We start from the raw sequence: 16,032 nt of genomic DNA, 5'->3' as shown, positions 1-16,032 counted from the left end.
TATCCCACCCTTTCGCCAGGAGCCGGATACCCGGCGCTCGACGGTCATCGCTTGAGGCCGGACTGCGTGGCGTGCAGCTGCGCGTAGCGGCCGGGGGACGCCACGAGCTCGTCGTGACTGCCCTGCTCGACGATGCGGCCGTGCTCGAGGACGACGATGCGATCGGCCCGGCGGATCGTCGAGAGGCGGTGCGCGACCACCAGCGTCGTCCGGCCGGTCATGAGGCGGTCCAGCGCCTGCTTGACCAGCTCCTCCGACTCCGGATCGAGAGCGGATGTCGCCTCGTCCAGCAGCAGGATCCGCGGGTCGCGCACCAGGGCGCGGGCGATCGCGAGGCGCTGACGCTGGCCTCCCGACAGCCTGGCGCCGCGCTCCCCGACCACGGTGTCCCACCCGTCGGGCAGGGCATCGACGAACTCTGCGGCGTTCGCATCGTGCAGCGCCTGCCGCAGGCGAGCCTCGGGCACGTCATCGAGGCCGTACGCGATGTTCTCGCGGATGCTGCCCTCGAACAGCACGGACTCCTGCGGGACCACCGACACGAAGCGGCGGACGGTGCGCAGGTCGAGTCCCTGCATGTCGCGGCCGTCGAGCAGGATGCGCCCGGACGTCGGCCGCACGAATCCGAGCACGAGGTTGAGCATCGTCGACTTGCCCGACCCCGACGAGCCGACGAACGCCACGGTGCTGCCCGCCGTGATGTCGAGCGACACGTCGTGCACGGCATCCGTCTGGGCTCCGTCGTAGCGATGGCTCACGTGCTCGAGCTCGAGGTGTCCGGTGACCTCGCGCACGGCGCTGCGTCCTTCGTTCTGCTCGAGGTCCGGTTCCTGCAGCACCTCCGCGATGGAGCGCATCGACTCCATGCCGCGCGCGCCGACGGGGATCAGCATCAGCAGTTGCGTGAGGCCCTGCGTCAAGAGGGCGAAGTAGGTCGAGAGCAGCACGACCTCGCCGGGGGTGATGGGGAGGATGCCGGTGAGCGCGAAGACCGCCGCCAGCACGAGGCATCCGACGCCCAGAAGCTGCATGGTCACCCACGAGATGGATGCGACGTGCCCATTGAGCATGTCGAGGTGCAGCCCGGCCCGGCGCACGCCGTCGGCGCCCGCCGACACCCGCGACACGGCCGTCTGTTCGAGGCCGTGTGCCCGCGTCACCGGGATGAGCGAAGCCATCTCGCCGACGCGGGCCGCGAAGCCCTCCACCTCGCGCCGGAAGACCTCGTTGCGCGCCCGCGACCTGCGTCCGAGCGCCCACCGCAGTCCCAGGGCGATGGGAACGGCCAGCGCGTAGACGGGCAGGAACTCCGGGACCGCGATGGCCGTCATCGCGACGGCTCCGATCAGCACCATCGTCGACGACAGCAGGGGGTGGGTGACCTGCTGCAGCATGAGCTCGACGTTCTCGACGTCGCGCACGACCTTGGTCTGCACGATCGACGAGCTCACCCGGGTGTGATACCCGATCGACAGGCTCTGCAGGCGCGCCGCCAGCGCGTTGCGCAGTTCGGCGCCGGTGTCGCGTACCACCGTCATGAAGTTGCGCGTGTACACCAGGTGCATGGGGTAGTTCTGTAGCAGCAGCGCGGCGGCGATCGCGAACCAGAACAGCACGCTCGAGACCTCGCCGCCGCCCGCGACGAGGTCGATGACCTCCGCGGTGACGACGGGAAGGAACCACAGCGGGATCTCCTTGATCGCGAAGGCGACGAGCGAGGCGACGAGCCGTGCCGGATGCCGCGCCAGCAGCCGGAGCACCGATCGGGCGGGACGAGGCTGCTGAACGATGCGGATCGTTCCGGTAAGCGTTTTCTGCATTTGCGGGACATGCTACAGACGGATGCCGCAGCCGCGGTACGACGGCTTCTCGGAGGTGCCGGGTCTGCCTGCCGTCAGCTGCCCGCGCCGGCCACGGTCGATTCGCGAATGACCAGCTCCGGCCGGTAGACGACACTCGCGATCTCGGGGTCGGCGGCTCCCCGTCGCGTGAGCAGCATTTCGGCGGCGGTCTTGCCCATCTCGCGCGCGGGCTGGCGCACCGAGGTCAGCGGGACTGCCGAGATGGCGGCGAACTCGATGTCGTCATAGCCGACCACGGCGATATCCTGCGGCACGCGCACACCGCGCGAGACCAGGCCGTGCACGAGCCCGATCGCCAGGTGGTCGTTGGAGACCACCAGGCCATCGGGACGCTGCGAGGGGTCGCGGCGCGCGATCAGCTCCCCGAACGACCTGCCCAGTGCGGAGGTCGTGCGCTCGGTCCAGATCAGCTCGAGCGTCGCCGCGGAATGGGCGGCGACTGCCTGTCGTGCCCCCGCGAGCCGGTCGCGCACCTGGCGCACCCCCTCGCGGGCGCCTACGAACGCGAGCCGTCGGCGCCCGCACGCGAGCAGATGCTCCGTCGCCAGACGTCCGCCGGCGACGTCGTCGAACGAGACGGAGGCGAGCTCGCCGCGGTCGTCCACCGCATCGACAAGGACCACCGGGATGCCGCGGCGCCGCAGTCGCTGCAGCCACGGCTCGAGCGGTCCGAACGGGCTCACCAGCGCGCCCTCGACCTGCACGCGCTCGAACAGCTCGAGGTGATCCCGTTCCTTGGCGATGTCGTCGCCCGAGTTGCCCACCAGCACGCGCAGGCCTGCTGCGGACGCGGCATCCTCCGCTCCGGCGACCATGTCGGCGAAGAACGGGTTCGCGATGTTGATCACGGCCATGCCGAGCAGGCCGCTGCGGCCGGCCCGCAGCTGCTGCGCGGCCTGCAGCGGCACATATCCGAGATGTTCGGCGGCCGAACGAACGCGCTGCACGAGGTGCTCGCTGACCGTACCGGGCCGATTCAGGGCGTTGGAGACCGTGCTGATCGAGACGCCCGCGTGCTGTGCGACGTCGCGGATGCCGACGCGCTTCACGCGTTGCTCGTCTCTGCGGCCGGAGCGCGGTGTCTTCCGGGGTGGGCGCCGGAGCTGCGGACGGGGAGGGGGATGCGCGGCGTGTTCACGGCGCCCACTCCGCCGCGAGCTCCCGTGTCTCGGCGACGGACCACACGCGGTCGCCGAACACGTGCCGGTGCATGAGCGTGAGCTCGTCACCGGGCGCCAGCAGGATGTGCTCGTCGAAGGACGGCGAGGGCGCCAGGATCGGGAACGGCTCGCTGCGGACGAACCACCGGATCGGGGGGATGCCGGATGACCGGCCGGCGAACGCGAGCACGGTGCCCCCGCCGTCGTACTCGTCATGCTCGCCCCAGAACGCGACCCACGGCGCCTCCCGACCCATGACGGCATCCGCGCCTGCCTCGTCGTCGACGCCGCCGGCCAGCACCCGGCCGCCCGTCCAGGCGCGCGGCATCCGGAGCACCAGGCCGGTGTAGCCCGCGTTCGGCCGGCCCTGCGTCGTGGGACTGCCGAGCTCCAGATCGTGTCCGGCGATGTTGCGGAGCCTGGTCGAGAAGTCGAGGATCCAGAGCCCGCGCTCCGTGTCGACCCCGTGGAGCCGGTGAGTGCGCGTCTCGGCGAGCCAGGCGGCGCCGGCGCGCGTGATCCAGGTGAGTCCCTCGGTGAACGAGACGTCCGCGGCGGTGACGGCCGGGGGTGCTGCGAAGCCCTCGTGCCGGATGCGACCGACGTTGTCGAGCTGGCGGTAGCCAGTGCCGGACCGGAAGGTGGGACCGCCCCAGAAGTTCTGGCCGGAGACGTGCGTCCACGTCATCTGCAGCCCCTTGTGCCAGCGATGATCCCACGGGCGGAACGCCGTCAGCGGCGCGCCGTCGAGTGTCCGCAACGGGTGCCAGAACGGCTTGGGTCCCTCGGACGCGGCGCCCCCCGGCGCGAACGCATACCGAGCGATGTCCACACCGCCGGTCGAGATCGTGAGCTCGGAGTCGTCCTTGCGGAGCGCGAGTTCGGCCATGCCGCCAATTGTGACGCAACTCTCCGGAAAACGCTTGCCGCGCACCCGGGTGGCGGCGCATCAGAGCAGCGCGCGGTGATGTCGTCGGCTCCTCGGGACAAGGGCTCCGACGGGCGCGGGGAGGAAATGTACCGCGCCGCGCGCCGGATGGGTAGGGGGATCTGCCGGGAATCTGCTGCACGCTAACGTCGTCGGCATCTCAGAGGGCCCGCACACCCGGCGGCGCCCCGGAGGCAAGGGAGGAAAACATGCTCTGGACAATTCTCGGCCTGATCATCATCGGCCTCATCGCCGGACTCATCGCTCGCGCCCTCATTCCGGGCAAGCAGAGCATGGGGATCCTGATGACGATCGTCCTCGGAATCGTCGGCTCGTTCGTCGGTGGATTCCTCGGCTACCTGCTCTTCGGCGCCGACCCCAACGGCGGCTTCCTGCAGCCCTCGGGCATCATCGGGTCGATCCTCGGCTCGATCATCGTGCTCGGGCTCTACGTGCTCTTCACCCGCCGTCGCGGCGTCGCCCGCTGATTCCGGCGTTCCGGTCATCGGCCGGACAGACGCGAACCCGCACGCTGCGGCGTGCGGGTTCGCTGTCGTCAGACCACCGGTTGCGCGGTTCAGGTGATCCGAGCGGTGTCCGCGGGTCAGGCGTCGCGGGTCAGGCGTCGGGGGTCAGGCGTCGGGGGTCAGGCGTCGGGGGTCAGGCGTCGGCGATGGCCTGCGCGACCACCTCGCGCGCTTCGGCCTGCACCTGTGCCAGGTGCTCGGGGCCGCGCAGCGACTCGGCGTAGAGCTTGTACACGTCCTCGGTGCCCGACGGGCGCGCGGCGAACCACGCGTGTTCGGTCTGGACCTTCAGTCCTCCGATCGCCGCCCCGTTGCCCGGCGCGTGCGACAGCTTCGCCGTGATCGGCTCGCCCGCGAGCTCCGTCGCGGTGACCGACTCGGGCGTCAGCTTTCCGAGCGCCGCCTTCTGGGCGGGGGATGCCGGGGCATCCACCCGCTGGTAGGCCGAGGACCCGAACTCGGCTTCGAGCTCAGCGTAGCGCTGCGACGGCGTCTTGCCGGTGACCGCGAGGATCTCGGCGGCGAGCAGGCAGAGCAGGATGCCGTCCTTGTCGGTGGTCCACACGCTCCCGTCGAACCGCAGGAACGACGCACCCGCCGACTCCTCACCGCCGAAGGCCACGGACCCGTCCAGCAGGCCTGGCACGAACCACTTGAACCCGACCGGCACCTCCAGCAGCCGGCGATCCAGCGACTGGGCGACGCGGTCGATGATCATCGAGCTCACGAGCGTCTTGCCGACGGCCGCGTCCGAGGGCCAGTCGGGGCGATGCGAATACAGGTAGTCGATCGCGACGGCGAGGTAGTGGTTGGGGTTCATGAGCCCGGCGTCCGGCGTGACGATGCCGTGGCGGTCGGCGTCCGCGTCGTTGCCGGTGAGGATGTCGTACTCGTGGCGGCGGCCGATGAGCCCCGCCATGGCCGACGGCGACGACGGGTCCATGCGGATCTTCTCGTCCCAGTCCAGGGTCATGAACCTCCACGTCGGGTCGACGTCGGGGTTCACGACCGTGAGGTCCAGGCCGTGCACCTCGGCGATGAGCGCCCAGTACTCCACCGACGCCCCGCCGAGCGGATCTGCTCCGATCCGCACGCCCGCCCGACGGATGGCCTCGACATCGATGATGTTCGCGAGATCGCGCACGTAGGCGTCCCGGAAGTCGTACTCGCCGAGCTTGTCGCCGTCGAGGTCCTTGAACGGAGTGCGCGACACGCCCTCCAGTCCCGCTGCGATCAGCTCGTTGGCGCGGTTCGCGATCCAGCCGGTGGCGTCGGTGTCGGCCGGGCCGCCGTTGGGCGGGTTGTATTTGAAGCCGCCGTCGCGCGGCGGGTTGTGGCTGGGCGTCACGACGATGCCGTCGGCGCGGCCCGGGTCGGCGGCATCCCGCCCCCGGTTGTAGGTGAGGATCGCGTGGCTGAGCGCCGGCGTGGGCACCCAGGAGTCGCGGGCGTCGACGCGCACGTCCACGCCGTTGGCGACGAGCACCTCGATGGCGCTGCGCTCGGCCGGCAGCGAGAGCCCGTGCGTGTCCCGGCCCAGGAACAGCGGCCCCTCGATGCCCTGCGCCCGTCGGTAGTCGACGATCGCCTGCGTCGTGGCGAGGATGTGGGTCTCGTTGAAGCTCGCCGTCAGCGACGAGCCGCGGTGGCCGCTGGTGCCGAACGCGACCCGCTGCTCGGGGACCCCCGGATCCGGTACGACGTCGTAGTACGCCGCGATCAGCTCGTCGATGTCGATGAGGTCGGATGCTTCGGCCGGCTGTCCTGCGCGAGTCATGCGTCCAGTCTGCCCCGGATGGCCGCCCAGGTCACGCCGCCCCGGCCCGCTCCCGCCCCGCCTTCGTCCCGAGGTCGTCCCGAGGTCGTCCGAGGTCGGCCCGAGGTCGTCCCGAGATCGTCCCGAGGTCGTCCCGAGGTCGTCCCGAGATCGGTTTGTGCGGAGAACACGCCGTTATGCCGATACCCGTGACGGCGTGTTCTCCGCACAAATCGTCCTGGGCGGGCACAAACCGCCCCGGGCGAGGACACGGGCGGGCACAAACCGCCGCTGGGGAGGCCGGGGGAGGGGATCGCAAGCCCGGGGCCGGCAGATGCGCAATAGGCTGGCACGCGTGACTTCCGAGGTCGACGCCGTCGAGGCTCCCGCACCTGTCCGCCGCACATACAGCTACCTGGGGCCCGCCGGCACGTTCACCGAGGCCGCGCTCGCCCAGGTCCCGGAGGCGCGAGGACACGAGTGGCGTCCCGTGCGTAACGTCGGGGAGGCGCTCGCCGACGTCGTCGAGGGCCGGTCCGATGCGGCCATGATCGCGATCGAGAACTCCGTCGACGGAGGTGTGTCGACCGCGCAGGACGCACTGGCCACTGTGCCGGGCCTCCGGATCGTCGGGGAGTACCTCGTCCCCGTGGAGTTCGTGCTCGTCGGCCGGCCCGGCGCTCGCCTGGAAGACGTGTCGCTGATCGCCGCGCATCCCGTCGCCTACGCGCAGTGCCTGCAGTGGCTGACCAGCGAGCTGCCCGCGCACGCCCATGTGCCGGCCCCGAGCAACGTCGCGAGTGCGATGAGCCTGCTGGACGGGACGAGCGACGCGGATGCCGCGATCGCGCCGCCCGGCATCCTCGAGCATCACGAGCTCGAGCTGCTCGCCTCGAACATCGGCGACAACGCCAACGCGGTGACCCGGTTCGTGCTCGTGAGCCGGACCGTCCCGCCGCCGCCGCCGACCGGCGCCGACAAGACGTCGCTCATCGTCGAGCTGCCCGATGACCACCCCGGCGCCCTGCTCGAGATGCTCGAGCAGTTCGCCACCCGCGGCATCAACCTCTCGCTGCTCGCGTCGCGGCCCATCGGCGACGAGCTGGGCCGGTACCGGTTCGTCGTCGACGCGGACGGGCACCTGCAGGACGAGCGCATGGCCGACGCGCTCCTGGGCCTTCGCCGGTTCAGCCCGCGCGTCACCTTCCTCGGGTCGTACCCGCGCGCCGATCGCGCCGTCGTGCACTATCCGGAGCGCTACGCCGACGACGTGTTCGTCGAGGCGCGCGACTGGCTGCGCGGGCTGCTGTCGGGCGAGCCGGAGACGCAGGAATGACGGATGCCGCGGCCTTCGCCTTCGATCCCGCGAACGCCGTCCATGCCCGCGCGCTGCGCCGGCTGGAGTCGGAGCAGGTGGCGTGGCTCGGCACCAACGGCCGCGATGGCTATCCGCACGCCGTTCCCATCTGGTTCCTCTGGAACGACGGCCGGGCGCTCATCATGAGCGAGCCCGAGACGGCGAAGGTGCGCAATCTCCGCGCCGACGACCGCGTCCTGCTCCACCTGGAGGCCGGGCACGATGGCGAGCAGCTCACGGTGCTGCGCGGTGTGGCCGCGATCTCGCCGGAGCCGTCGAGCGCGTGGGTGGGCCGGATCGGCGACGCCTATACGGCGAAGTACGACGCGTGGCTCCAGCGGCTGGGACTCACGACGGCCACGATGGCCGACCGGTATTCCGTGCTCATCGAGGTCACGCCCCGCAAGCTCATCGCCTGGTGACGAGCTGCCGAGCGTGGCGGAGCGAACGCGTCAGCTGCCGGACAGTTCGGCGGCCAGAAGCTCCAGCGTCTGCAGACGGCCGGGCGCGGCATCCATCGGCTCGTCCTCGTAGGAGCCCGCGATCGGCGAGATCATGACCTCGTCGACGCCGTGCCGCTCCGCGAACGCGCGAAGATCGGATGCCACGGCCGCCGGTGTGCCGACGAACCACTTCGCCCGCGCCGACGCCATGAAGCTCTCGCCGAGGCCCGCGAACTCCGCCGCGCCGGCGATCGACGTCTCGACGGTCTCGAGCGGGATGAGAGGACGGTTGGTCCGCAGCCGGGCGGTCATGCGCAGGTTGGGGAGTGCGCGGGCGTCGGCCTCTTCCTGCGTCGGGGCGACCAGAACGTTGGCGGTGAGGAACGTCCGGGGCGCGTCGAGCGTCTCGGACGGCTGGAAGGTGGTGCGGTACAGCTCGAGCGCTCGTTCGAGTCCCTCGCCGGAGAAGTGGTTGGCGAAGACATAGGGCAGGCCGAGGGCGGCCGCCAGCTGGGCGGAGTAGTCGCTCGAACCTAGAAGCCACACCTCGGGGGTGGAGGTCGCGGCGGGGGTCGCGTGCACGTCATAGGTGCCGCCCGACGTGAAGCGCAACGCGGCACCGTCCGGCGCAACCAGGCGCATGATGTCGCGGACGTGATCAGGGAATCGCTCGACGTCGCTGGTGGTGCCACTCTGACGCAGCAGCTGGGTGATGACCGGGTCCGAGCCGGGGGCCCGGCCGATTCCGAGGTCGATGCGACCGGGCGCCAGTGCTTCGAGGGCGGCGAACTGCTCGGCGACAACGAGCGGCGAGTGATTCGGCAGCATCACGCCGCCGGAGCCGAGTCGAATGCGGGACGTCCGCGCAGCGGCCGCCGCGGCGAGCACGGGCGGCGTGGTCGACGCCACCGCCGGCATGTTGTGGTGCTCGGCGAACCAGTACCGGCGGAAGCCGAGTCGATCCGCCGCATCCACGACGGACAAGGATGCCGCGACCGCCTGGGCGCTCGTCTGCCCGGTGCGGACCGGCACCAGGTCGAGTACCGAGAGGGACAGGGCCGGCGGTGAGGACGGGGCGGGGGTTGCGGTGCTCATCGTTGAGTGCAACCCGCCGCCCCGGCATCCGCATTCCGGATCACACCGGATCGGCGGGCATCAGGGGAGGCGGTTGGCTTTGGCGAGGTTCTCGCGAAGCTGGTCTGCCGTCTGCCGGGCCACGTACGCGGGACGGTCGCGCTCCAGCCGCCACGACTCGCTGAGGGGGCCGGCGTTCACGGTGTCGAACCCGAGGGCGTCGTAGACCCCGGTGACGAACTCGATCGCCTCGGGATAGTCGCTCGCGGTACCGAGCGCCCGGCGGTCGGGGGCGCCGGCGGGAAGTCCCGTCGTGTTGATGTCGCCGGCGAGGATGTGGTTGAACGCTTTCACGACCTTCGAGGCCGGCAGGTGCTGTTGAACGAGCTCGGACGTCGTGGTCTCGCCGCGGTCGAGGGCGTCGATGTGGCCGTCGCGCTCGAAGTAGTAGTTGTTGGTGTCGAGCACGATCTTGCCGGCCAACGGCTCGACGGGCACGTCCCTGAGCGCGCGCAGTGGCACGGTCACCACGGCGATGTCCCCGGCTGCGGCCGCGTCGTAGGCGCTCGCCGCGGAGACCTTCGGGCCGAGCTCGGCGACGAGATCCTGCAGACTCTCGGGTCCGCGCGAGTTCGAGATCACGACGTCGTAGCCGAGTCCTGAGAAGGCGCGGGCGAGCGCGCTGCCGATGTGTCCTGCACCGATGATTCCGATCGTCGTCATGCCTGCCCTCAACCGTGCAGCGCGGCATCCCATTCCGGCATCGTGTGGGCGAAGTCCTCGGGAAGCGTTTTCGCGATACGGCCCGCGTCGGTGCGGCGCCGTGTGACGATGTGGGCATGGACTATGTGCATCTCGGACGAACCGGCACCTCCGTCTCGCGGATCGTGCTCGGCACGATGAACTTCGGAGACCGCACCTCGGAGGAGGACTCGTTCGCCATCCTGGACCGGGCACTGGAGCTCGGCGTGAACTTCATCGACACTGCCAACGGCTACGGCGGCGCGGGTGGCCGGGGCGCGACCGAGGAGATCATCGGGCGATGGTTCGCCGCCCGCCCGGGTGTGCGCGACGACATCGTGCTCGCGACGAAGGTCCACTCGCCGATGGTCGACCCCACGCCCCATGGCGACGTCGTCAACGCTCGCGGTGCGTCCGCGTGGCAGGTGCGACGCGAGGCGATCGGCTCGCTGCGGCGTCTGCAGACCGATCGCATCGACCTGTACCAGTTCCACCACATCGACCGGCACATCCCGTGGGAGGAGCTCTGGCAGTCGATGGAGGTGCTCGTCGCCAAGGGGGAGGTCGTCTACACCGGGAGCTCGAACTTCGCGGCGTGGAACATCGCCCAGGCCAACGAGATCGCCACGCGGCGGCACTTCCTCGGGCTGGTGAGCGAGCAGTCCCTGTACAACCTCACGCAGCGCTCCATCGAGCTCGAGGTCATCCCGGCCGCGCAGCACTACGGTCTGGGAATCCTGCCGTGGTCGCCGCTGGCCGGCGGTCTGCTCAGCGGCGGATCGTCCGACGCGAAGGCGCGCTCGGCATCCGAGCGGGTGACAGCGCAGCGCGCAGAGCGCCGGGAGCAGCTGGAGGCTTACGAGCGATTCGCGCAGGAACGGGGATGGACGCCGTCGGCCCTCGGTCTGGCCTGGCTGCTGCACCAGCCCGGCGTCACCGGTCCGATCATCGGGCCTCGCACGGTCGAGCAGCTGGAGTCGGCGGTGTCGGCGCTGGACATCCGGCTCGCGGACGAGGACCTGGAAGCACTCGACGAGCTCTTCCCCGGCCCCGGCGGCCAGGCCCCGGAGGCGTACGCCTGGTGAGTGCCGCTTGACGCGCGCAGGGCTGGGTTGCGTCTGACGCGGCCGGTGCGCGGCGCGTGGCGTGCGTGGACGTGCGCTGGTGCCCTGCGATGCGCTGACTTGCGCTGACTTGCGCAATCCTGCAAGTTCTTGCATACACTGAGCGCATGTCGAAGCGTCTGGCCGAGGTGGCGCGCAAGGTCGGAGTGAGCGAAGCCACGGTGAGCCGTGTGCTCAACGACAAGCCCGGGGTGTCGGAGGCGACGCGGCAGGCCGTGCTCACCGCCCTGGACGTGCTCGGCTACGAGCGCCCCACGAAACTCCGCGGTGAGCGTGCCCGGCTCGTCGGACTGGTCCTCCCGGAGCTGCAGAACCCGATCTTCCCGGCGCTGGCCGAGATCATCGGCGGCGGGCTGACGCAGAACGGCTACACGCCCTTGCTGTGCACGCAGAACGCGGGCGGGATCACCGAGTCCGACTACGTCGATCTCCTGCTGCAGCAGCAGGTGTCGGGCGTCATCTTCCTCGGCGGCAACTACAGTCAGGCCGACGCGGCGCACGAGCACTACGACCGGCTCCGGCAGGTGAACCTGCCCACGGTCCTGGTGAATGCCCGCATCCCGTCGCTGGACTTCGCGACCGTCTCCACCGATGACGGCGCCGCCGCCGAGCAGGCCATCCAGCACCTGCACCAGTTGGGCCATCGCCGCATCGGGATGCTTCTCGGGCCCCTGGACCACATCCCGTCGCAGCGCAAGCTCGCCGCCGCGCGCCCCCTGCTGGAGCGCCTGGGCTCGCCGCTCGATGACGCCCTGGTGGTGCGCGGCCTCTACTCGCTCGAATCCGGCCAGGCCGGGGCATCCCGTCTCTTCGCGGGGGGAGCGACGGCCGTCGTGTGCGCCAGCGACCCGCTCGCGCTGGGTGCCGTCCGCGCCGCTCGCCGCGCCGGCCTGCGCGTGCCCGACGACGTGAGCGTGGTCGGGTTCGACGACTCCTTCCTCATGAGCTGCACCGAGCCGCCGCTGACGACGGTGCGCCAGCCGATCGAGTCGATGGGCCGCACGGTGATCGACCTGCTGCTCTCGCAGATCGCCGGCACGACCGAAGCCGGCGACGAGCTGCTGTTCGAGCCCGAGCTGGTGTTGCGGGCCTCGACGGGTCCTGCCGCCCGCTGACCCGCTGCCCGCGTCCCTGCCGCCCCTCGGCTGGCCGGCGCGTCCCACTTTCGTGCTGTCATGTCCCGATGTCAGCGCTTTCCGAAGCTTCTTGTGAGCGAAATCGGGACATCAAGATGGATGCCGCCGCCTGACGCCGCACGCCGCGCGGCCGGGAGCGGCAGCACGCCGCGGCCGGGAGCGGCAGCATGCCGCGCGGCCGGGAGCGGCCGCACGCCGCGCGGCCATGAGCGGCAGCACGCCGCGCGACCGGGGACCAGAAGCACGCCGCGCAGCTACGGACCGGCTGCGCCCCGCCGCGCGGCCGGCGACCGGCAGCGCCCCGCACCCCGCCGAGGCCGGGGACGCCCGCCCGCGGCATCCGCACCCTCGGACCCTGCGGTGCACCGCCGTGCTCGTCCCCCAAGCTCGGTTTGTGCGGAGAACACGCCGTTACGGGGTGCGGGATCGCGGCGTGTTCTCCGCACAAACGGAAAGGAGGGCGAGGGGTGAGAGCGGGTGACGACAGGACGAGCGTCATCGAGATCTTGCGTAAAATCGTCGCGGACTTGCGCAAAGAGCATGGCGCCACGTACATTCTCCCTATCGAGTCCTTCCAACGACGACGAGGAGTCACGTGGACACCGAGGTCCTCACCCGCGCCGAGCGCGCGGTGCCTGCGAGCGACGATCCGCTGTGGTGGCGGTCGGCCGTCATCTACCAGGTGTACGTCCGCAGTTTCGCGGACGGCAACGGCGACGGCACCGGCGACCTCGCGGGCGTGCGGGCACGCCTCGGCTATCTCAAGGACCTCGGCGTCGACGCGATCTGGTTCAACCCGTGGTACCCGAGCCCCATGGCCGACGGCGGCTACGACGTGCAGGACTACCGCGACATCGACCCGCGCTTCGGCACGCTCGAAGAGGCCGAGCTGTTGATCCAGGATGCCCTGGCCCTCGGCATCCGCACGATCATCGACGTCGTGCCCAACCACATCTCGGATCAGCACCCGTGGTTCCAGGCAGCGCTGGCCGCCGGTCCCGGCAGCCCCGAGCGCGAGCGCTTCTGGTTCCACCCCGGCAAGGGCGAGAACGGCGACGAGATCCCGACGCACTGGGTTTCGAGCTTCCAGGGTGAGACCTGGACGCGCACGACCAACCCCGACGGGACGCCGGGGGAGTGGTACCTGCACATGTTCACTCCCGAGCAGCCCGACCTGAACTGGAACCACCCCGATGTGCGCCGCGAGCACGAGGACATCCTGCGGTTCTGGTTCGACCGGGGCGTCGCCGGCGTGCGGATCGACTCGGCAGCGCTGCTCATCAAAGACCCCGACCTGCCCGAGGTCGGTGAGAAGCAGGGCCCTGGTCAGCACCCCACTGAGGATCGCGACGAGCTGCACGACGTCTACCGCGCCTGGAGGGCGATCGCGGACTCGTACCCCGGTACCCGGGTGCTCGTCGGCGAGATCTGGGTGCCCGACATCGTGCGGTTCACCAACTACCTGCGCCCCGACGAGATGCACACCGCGTTCAACTTCGACTTCCTCGCGCGGCCGTGGGGCGCGGCATCCTTCCGAGAGTCGATCGAGCAGACCCTCGCCGCCCATGCGCCGGTGGGCGCCCCGAGCACGTGGGTGCTGAGCAATCACGACGTCACACGGCCGGTCACCCGCTACGGCCGGGAGGACACCGCGTTCGCATTCCTCAAGAAGCGCTTCGGTGTGCCGACCGACCCCGAGCTGGGGCTGCACCGGGCCCGCGCAGCGGCGCTCCTGGTCGCGGCGCTTCCGGGCAGCCTGTACATCTACCAGGGCGACGAGCTGGGACTTCCCGAGGTGGAGGACCTGCCGCGAGAGCTGATCCAGGACCCGATGCATTACCGGTCCGGCGGCATCGATCCGGGCCGGGACGGATGCCGTGTGCCACTGCCGTGGTCGGGCGACGCTGCGCCGTTCGGGTTCAGCCCCGGCCGCGCCCGCACCTGGCTGCCGCAGCCCGAGGCGTGGCGCACCCTCACGGTCCAGGCGCAGGCCGCCGATCCGGGATCCACCCTCAACCTCTACCGTCGCCTGCTGCACCTGCGGCGGCAACTCCCCGAGCTGGGAGACGGCCCACTGGAGTGGTGGGACGCCCTCCCGAGCGGGGCCGCCTCCGCCCCCGACGTGCTCGCGTTCCGACGCGGGGAGCGCTTCGCGTGCCTGGTCAACACCGGCGACGCCTCCGTGCCGCTGCCGCCGGATGCCTCGGTGCTGCTGTCCAGCACGCCCCTCGACGAGTCGGGCAGACTGCCCGGCAACGCCGCGGCATGGCTGCGGATGGATGCCGCGGCATCCCGATCCACCGACTCCACCCCCCGCATCACCACCACGGAGCCGCCCGCGTCGAGAGGCTGACGCGAGGCTCCCCTCAGAAAGGAAAGACGATGAAGTCACCAGCAAGGGTCCTGCTCGCCGGTGTCGCCACCGTGGCGACCGTCGGCGCGCTCGTCGGCTGCTCGGCGGCCGGCGGCGACAGCGGCGAGGACGGCAAGGTCGAGCTGCGCGTCGCGACGTTCCCGCCCGGCGCCGACGAGGCGGCCTACACGGCGTTCGCCGAACAGGAGAAGCAGTTCGAGAAGGAGCACCCCGACATCGACATCATCGGTGTCGAGTACGAGTGGGAGGGGCCGACGTTCGCCGTGCAGCTGGCCGGCGGCAGCCTTCCCGACGTGTTCACCGTGCCCTTCACCGACTCCAAGACGCTGATGGAGAACGGCCAGCTCATGGACGTCACCGCGGAGGTCAAGGAGCTGGGGTACGAAGACAGCTTCAACCCCATCATCCTCGACGGCGTCAAGGACGCCGACGGCAACATCTACGGCTTCCCGCGGCAGGCCTATGCCATGGGCCTGCACTACAACCGCGACCTGTTCGAGCAGGCGGGGCTGGACCCCGACCAGCCTCCGGCGACGTGGGATGAGGTGCGCGAGTACGCCAAGCAGATCCACGATGCCACCGGCAAGGCCGGCTACGCGCAGATGGCCATCAACAACACCGGCGGCTGGCAGCTGACGGCGCAGACCGTCGCGCGCGGCGGCCGCACCCAGGTCGACAACGAGGACGGCTCCGCCGAGTCCACGATCGACAACGAGGCGACGAAGGCGGCGTTGCAGTTCCTGCACGACCTGAAGTGGGAGGACGACTCCTTCGGCGCCAAGGTCGACCTCGACTGGGGCACCATCAACCAGGAGTTCGCGGCCGGCAACATCGGCATGTACACCTCGGGCTCCGACGTCTACACCGCTCTCGTGCGCGACTTCGGCCTCGACCCCGCGGTCTACGGACTCGGCGTGGTGCCGGTCGAAGGCGACGACCCGGGCACCCTCGGCGGCGGCGACATCGCGGTGATCAGCCCGGCCGTCGACGACGCGACGAAGGAGGCCGCGGTCACCTGGATCGACTGGTACTACATGCAGAAGCTGCTGGACGAGGATGCCGCCGCTCAGGACGCGAAGACCCTCGCGGAGTCCGACCAGGCCGTCGGCACGCCGGTGCTGCCGGTGCTGAGCCGCGAGCTGTACGAGGAGTCGCTCACGTGGATCGAGCCGTACATCAACGTGCCGCGCGACCAGATGACGCCCTTCATCGAGAGCATCTGGGACCAGACGCCGGTGGGTGAGCCCAAGGCCAAGACCCAGGAGGTCTACGCTCTCCTCGACACGGTTGTCCAGACGGTCCTCACCGACGAGAACGCCGACATCGACGCTCTCCTCGCCCAGGCCCAGACCGACGCCCAGGCTCTGCTCGACGAGTAACCAGGCGAGCGCGTTTCGTCTCGCGGAGACTCGCGCTGAGCGAGCGCGTTTCGTCTCGCGGAGACTCGCGCTGAGCGAGCGCGTTTCGTCTCGCTTCGCTCGCTCAACGACCGGGGGTTCGGTCGTTGGGCGAGCGAGACGAAACGCCCCGAGCCCCCCGGTCGTTGAGCG

General features: G+C 70.5%; 13 protein-coding genes. 7 read left to right on the top strand and 6 right to left on the bottom strand.

Annotated features, from left to right (window positions below; translation table 11 throughout):
- Positions 1-44: 44 nt before the first annotated feature.
- The 3 genes from C9992_RS08320 to C9992_RS08310 all read right to left on the bottom strand — a co-directional run bounded on the left by C9992_RS08320 (position 45) and on the right by C9992_RS08310 (position 3,911).
- Positions 45-1,820: an ABC transporter ATP-binding protein gene (locus tag C9992_RS08320; protein WP_106815100.1), complete on the bottom strand. Its 1,776-nt coding sequence runs from the start codon at positions 1,818-1,820 to the stop codon at positions 45-47.
- A gap of 74 nt (positions 1,821-1,894) precedes the next feature.
- Entirely contained in the window at positions 1,895-2,911 is a 1,017-nt protein-coding gene (locus C9992_RS08315) for a LacI family DNA-binding transcriptional regulator (RefSeq protein WP_106815099.1), read from the bottom strand.
- An 85-nt stretch (positions 2,912-2,996) separates the two neighbouring features.
- Positions 2,997-3,911 carry a DUF6807 domain-containing protein gene (locus C9992_RS08310; RefSeq protein ID WP_106815098.1) on the bottom strand — a complete coding sequence of 305 codons (915 nt, stop codon included), beginning with the start codon at positions 3,909-3,911 and terminating at the stop codon, positions 2,997-2,999.
- Positions 3,912-4,159: 248 nt separating this feature from the next.
- On the opposite strand from C9992_RS08310, the gene C9992_RS08305 reads away from it, so the two are divergent.
- Positions 4,160-4,438, top strand: a complete 279-nt coding sequence (locus tag C9992_RS08305; protein WP_106815097.1) for a GlsB/YeaQ/YmgE family stress response membrane protein — start codon at positions 4,160-4,162, stop codon at positions 4,436-4,438.
- 172 nt (positions 4,439-4,610) lie between these two features.
- Here C9992_RS08305 and pgm read toward each other — a convergent pair whose 3' ends face one another.
- Complete coding sequence (pgm, locus tag C9992_RS08300) at positions 4,611-6,254, bottom strand: phosphoglucomutase (alpha-D-glucose-1,6-bisphosphate-dependent) (protein WP_106815096.1); 1,644 nt, start codon at positions 6,252-6,254, stop codon at positions 4,611-4,613.
- A gap of 334 nt (positions 6,255-6,588) precedes the next feature.
- Here pgm and pheA point away from each other — a divergent pair, with 334 nt between their 5' ends.
- Both pheA and C9992_RS08290 read left to right on the top strand, forming a co-directional pair.
- Positions 6,589-7,569, top strand: coding sequence for a prephenate dehydratase (gene pheA / locus C9992_RS08295; protein ID WP_200826263.1), 981 nt, complete (start codon positions 6,589-6,591; stop codon positions 7,567-7,569).
- Entirely contained in the window at positions 7,566-8,012 is a 447-nt protein-coding gene (locus tag C9992_RS08290) for a pyridoxamine 5'-phosphate oxidase family protein (protein WP_106815094.1), read from the top strand. Before pheA ends, C9992_RS08290 begins: the two co-directional genes overlap by 4 nt.
- A 30-nt stretch (positions 8,013-8,042) precedes the next feature.
- Here C9992_RS08290 and C9992_RS08285 read toward each other — a convergent pair whose 3' ends face one another.
- Positions 8,043-9,128 (bottom strand): LLM class flavin-dependent oxidoreductase, encoded by a 1,086-nt coding sequence (locus tag C9992_RS08285; protein WP_106815093.1) that lies wholly within the window; start codon positions 9,126-9,128, stop codon positions 8,043-8,045.
- Positions 9,129-9,188: 60 nt separating this feature from the next.
- The gene (locus tag C9992_RS08280) at positions 9,189-9,830 is read right to left on the bottom strand and encodes an NADPH-dependent F420 reductase (RefSeq protein WP_106815092.1); all 642 of its coding nucleotides are present in this window, start codon (positions 9,828-9,830) and stop codon (positions 9,189-9,191) included.
- 116 nt (positions 9,831-9,946) lie between these two features.
- Between C9992_RS08280 and C9992_RS08275 the strand changes: the two genes are divergently transcribed.
- From C9992_RS08275 to C9992_RS08260, 4 genes are all read left to right on the top strand, one after another.
- Complete coding sequence (locus tag C9992_RS08275) at positions 9,947-10,933, top strand: aldo/keto reductase (RefSeq protein ID WP_106815091.1); 987 nt, start codon at positions 9,947-9,949, stop codon at positions 10,931-10,933.
- A 146-nt stretch (positions 10,934-11,079) separates the two neighbouring features.
- The gene (locus tag C9992_RS08270; protein WP_106815090.1) at positions 11,080-12,087 is read left to right on the top strand and encodes a LacI family DNA-binding transcriptional regulator; all 1,008 of its coding nucleotides are present in this window, start codon (positions 11,080-11,082) and stop codon (positions 12,085-12,087) included.
- Between the two features lie 616 nt (positions 12,088-12,703).
- A complete protein-coding gene (locus C9992_RS08265) occupies positions 12,704-14,461 on the top strand; it encodes a glycoside hydrolase family 13 protein (protein WP_106815089.1) in 1,758 nt (585 codons plus the stop codon).
- A 29-nt stretch (positions 14,462-14,490) separates the two neighbouring features.
- Positions 14,491-15,861, top strand: a complete 1,371-nt coding sequence (locus C9992_RS08260; protein WP_106815088.1) for an ABC transporter substrate-binding protein — start codon at positions 14,491-14,493, stop codon at positions 15,859-15,861.
- Positions 15,862-16,032 lie beyond the last annotated feature (171 nt).

This window comes from Microbacterium timonense (assembly GCF_900292075.1).
GTDB classification, from domain to species: domain Bacteria; phylum Actinomycetota; class Actinomycetes; order Actinomycetales; family Microbacteriaceae; genus Microbacterium; species Microbacterium timonense.
Note: the sequence above shows the minus strand (reverse complement) of the source record. Positions and strands in the feature narration are given on the sequence as shown.

Excerpts from the sequence above, each read along its gene's own strand:
- C9992_RS08275 (WP_106815091.1), top strand. The coding sequence starts at position 9,947 with ATGGACTATGTGCATCTCGGACGAACCGGCACCTCCGTCTCGCGGATC.
- C9992_RS08310 (WP_106815098.1), bottom strand. The coding sequence starts at position 3,911 with ATGGCCGAACTCGCGCTCCGCAAGGACGACTCCGAGCTCACGATCTCG.
- C9992_RS08305 (WP_106815097.1), top strand. The coding sequence starts at position 4,160 with ATGCTCTGGACAATTCTCGGCCTGATCATCATCGGCCTCATCGCCGGA.
- C9992_RS08260 (WP_106815088.1), top strand. The coding sequence starts at position 14,491 with ATGAAGTCACCAGCAAGGGTCCTGCTCGCCGGTGTCGCCACCGTGGCG.
- pgm (WP_106815096.1), bottom strand. The coding sequence starts at position 6,254 with ATGACTCGCGCAGGACAGCCGGCCGAAGCATCCGACCTCATCGACATC.
- C9992_RS08270 (WP_106815090.1), top strand. The coding sequence starts at position 11,080 with ATGTCGAAGCGTCTGGCCGAGGTGGCGCGCAAGGTCGGAGTGAGCGAA.
- C9992_RS08280 (WP_106815092.1), bottom strand. The coding sequence starts at position 9,830 with ATGACGACGATCGGAATCATCGGTGCAGGACACATCGGCAGCGCGCTC.
- C9992_RS08320 (WP_106815100.1), bottom strand. The coding sequence starts at position 1,820 with ATGCAGAAAACGCTTACCGGAACGATCCGCATCGTTCAGCAGCCTCGT.
- C9992_RS08290 (WP_106815094.1), top strand. The coding sequence starts at position 7,566 with ATGACGGATGCCGCGGCCTTCGCCTTCGATCCCGCGAACGCCGTCCAT.
- C9992_RS08285 (WP_106815093.1), bottom strand. The coding sequence starts at position 9,128 with ATGAGCACCGCAACCCCCGCCCCGTCCTCACCGCCGGCCCTGTCCCTC.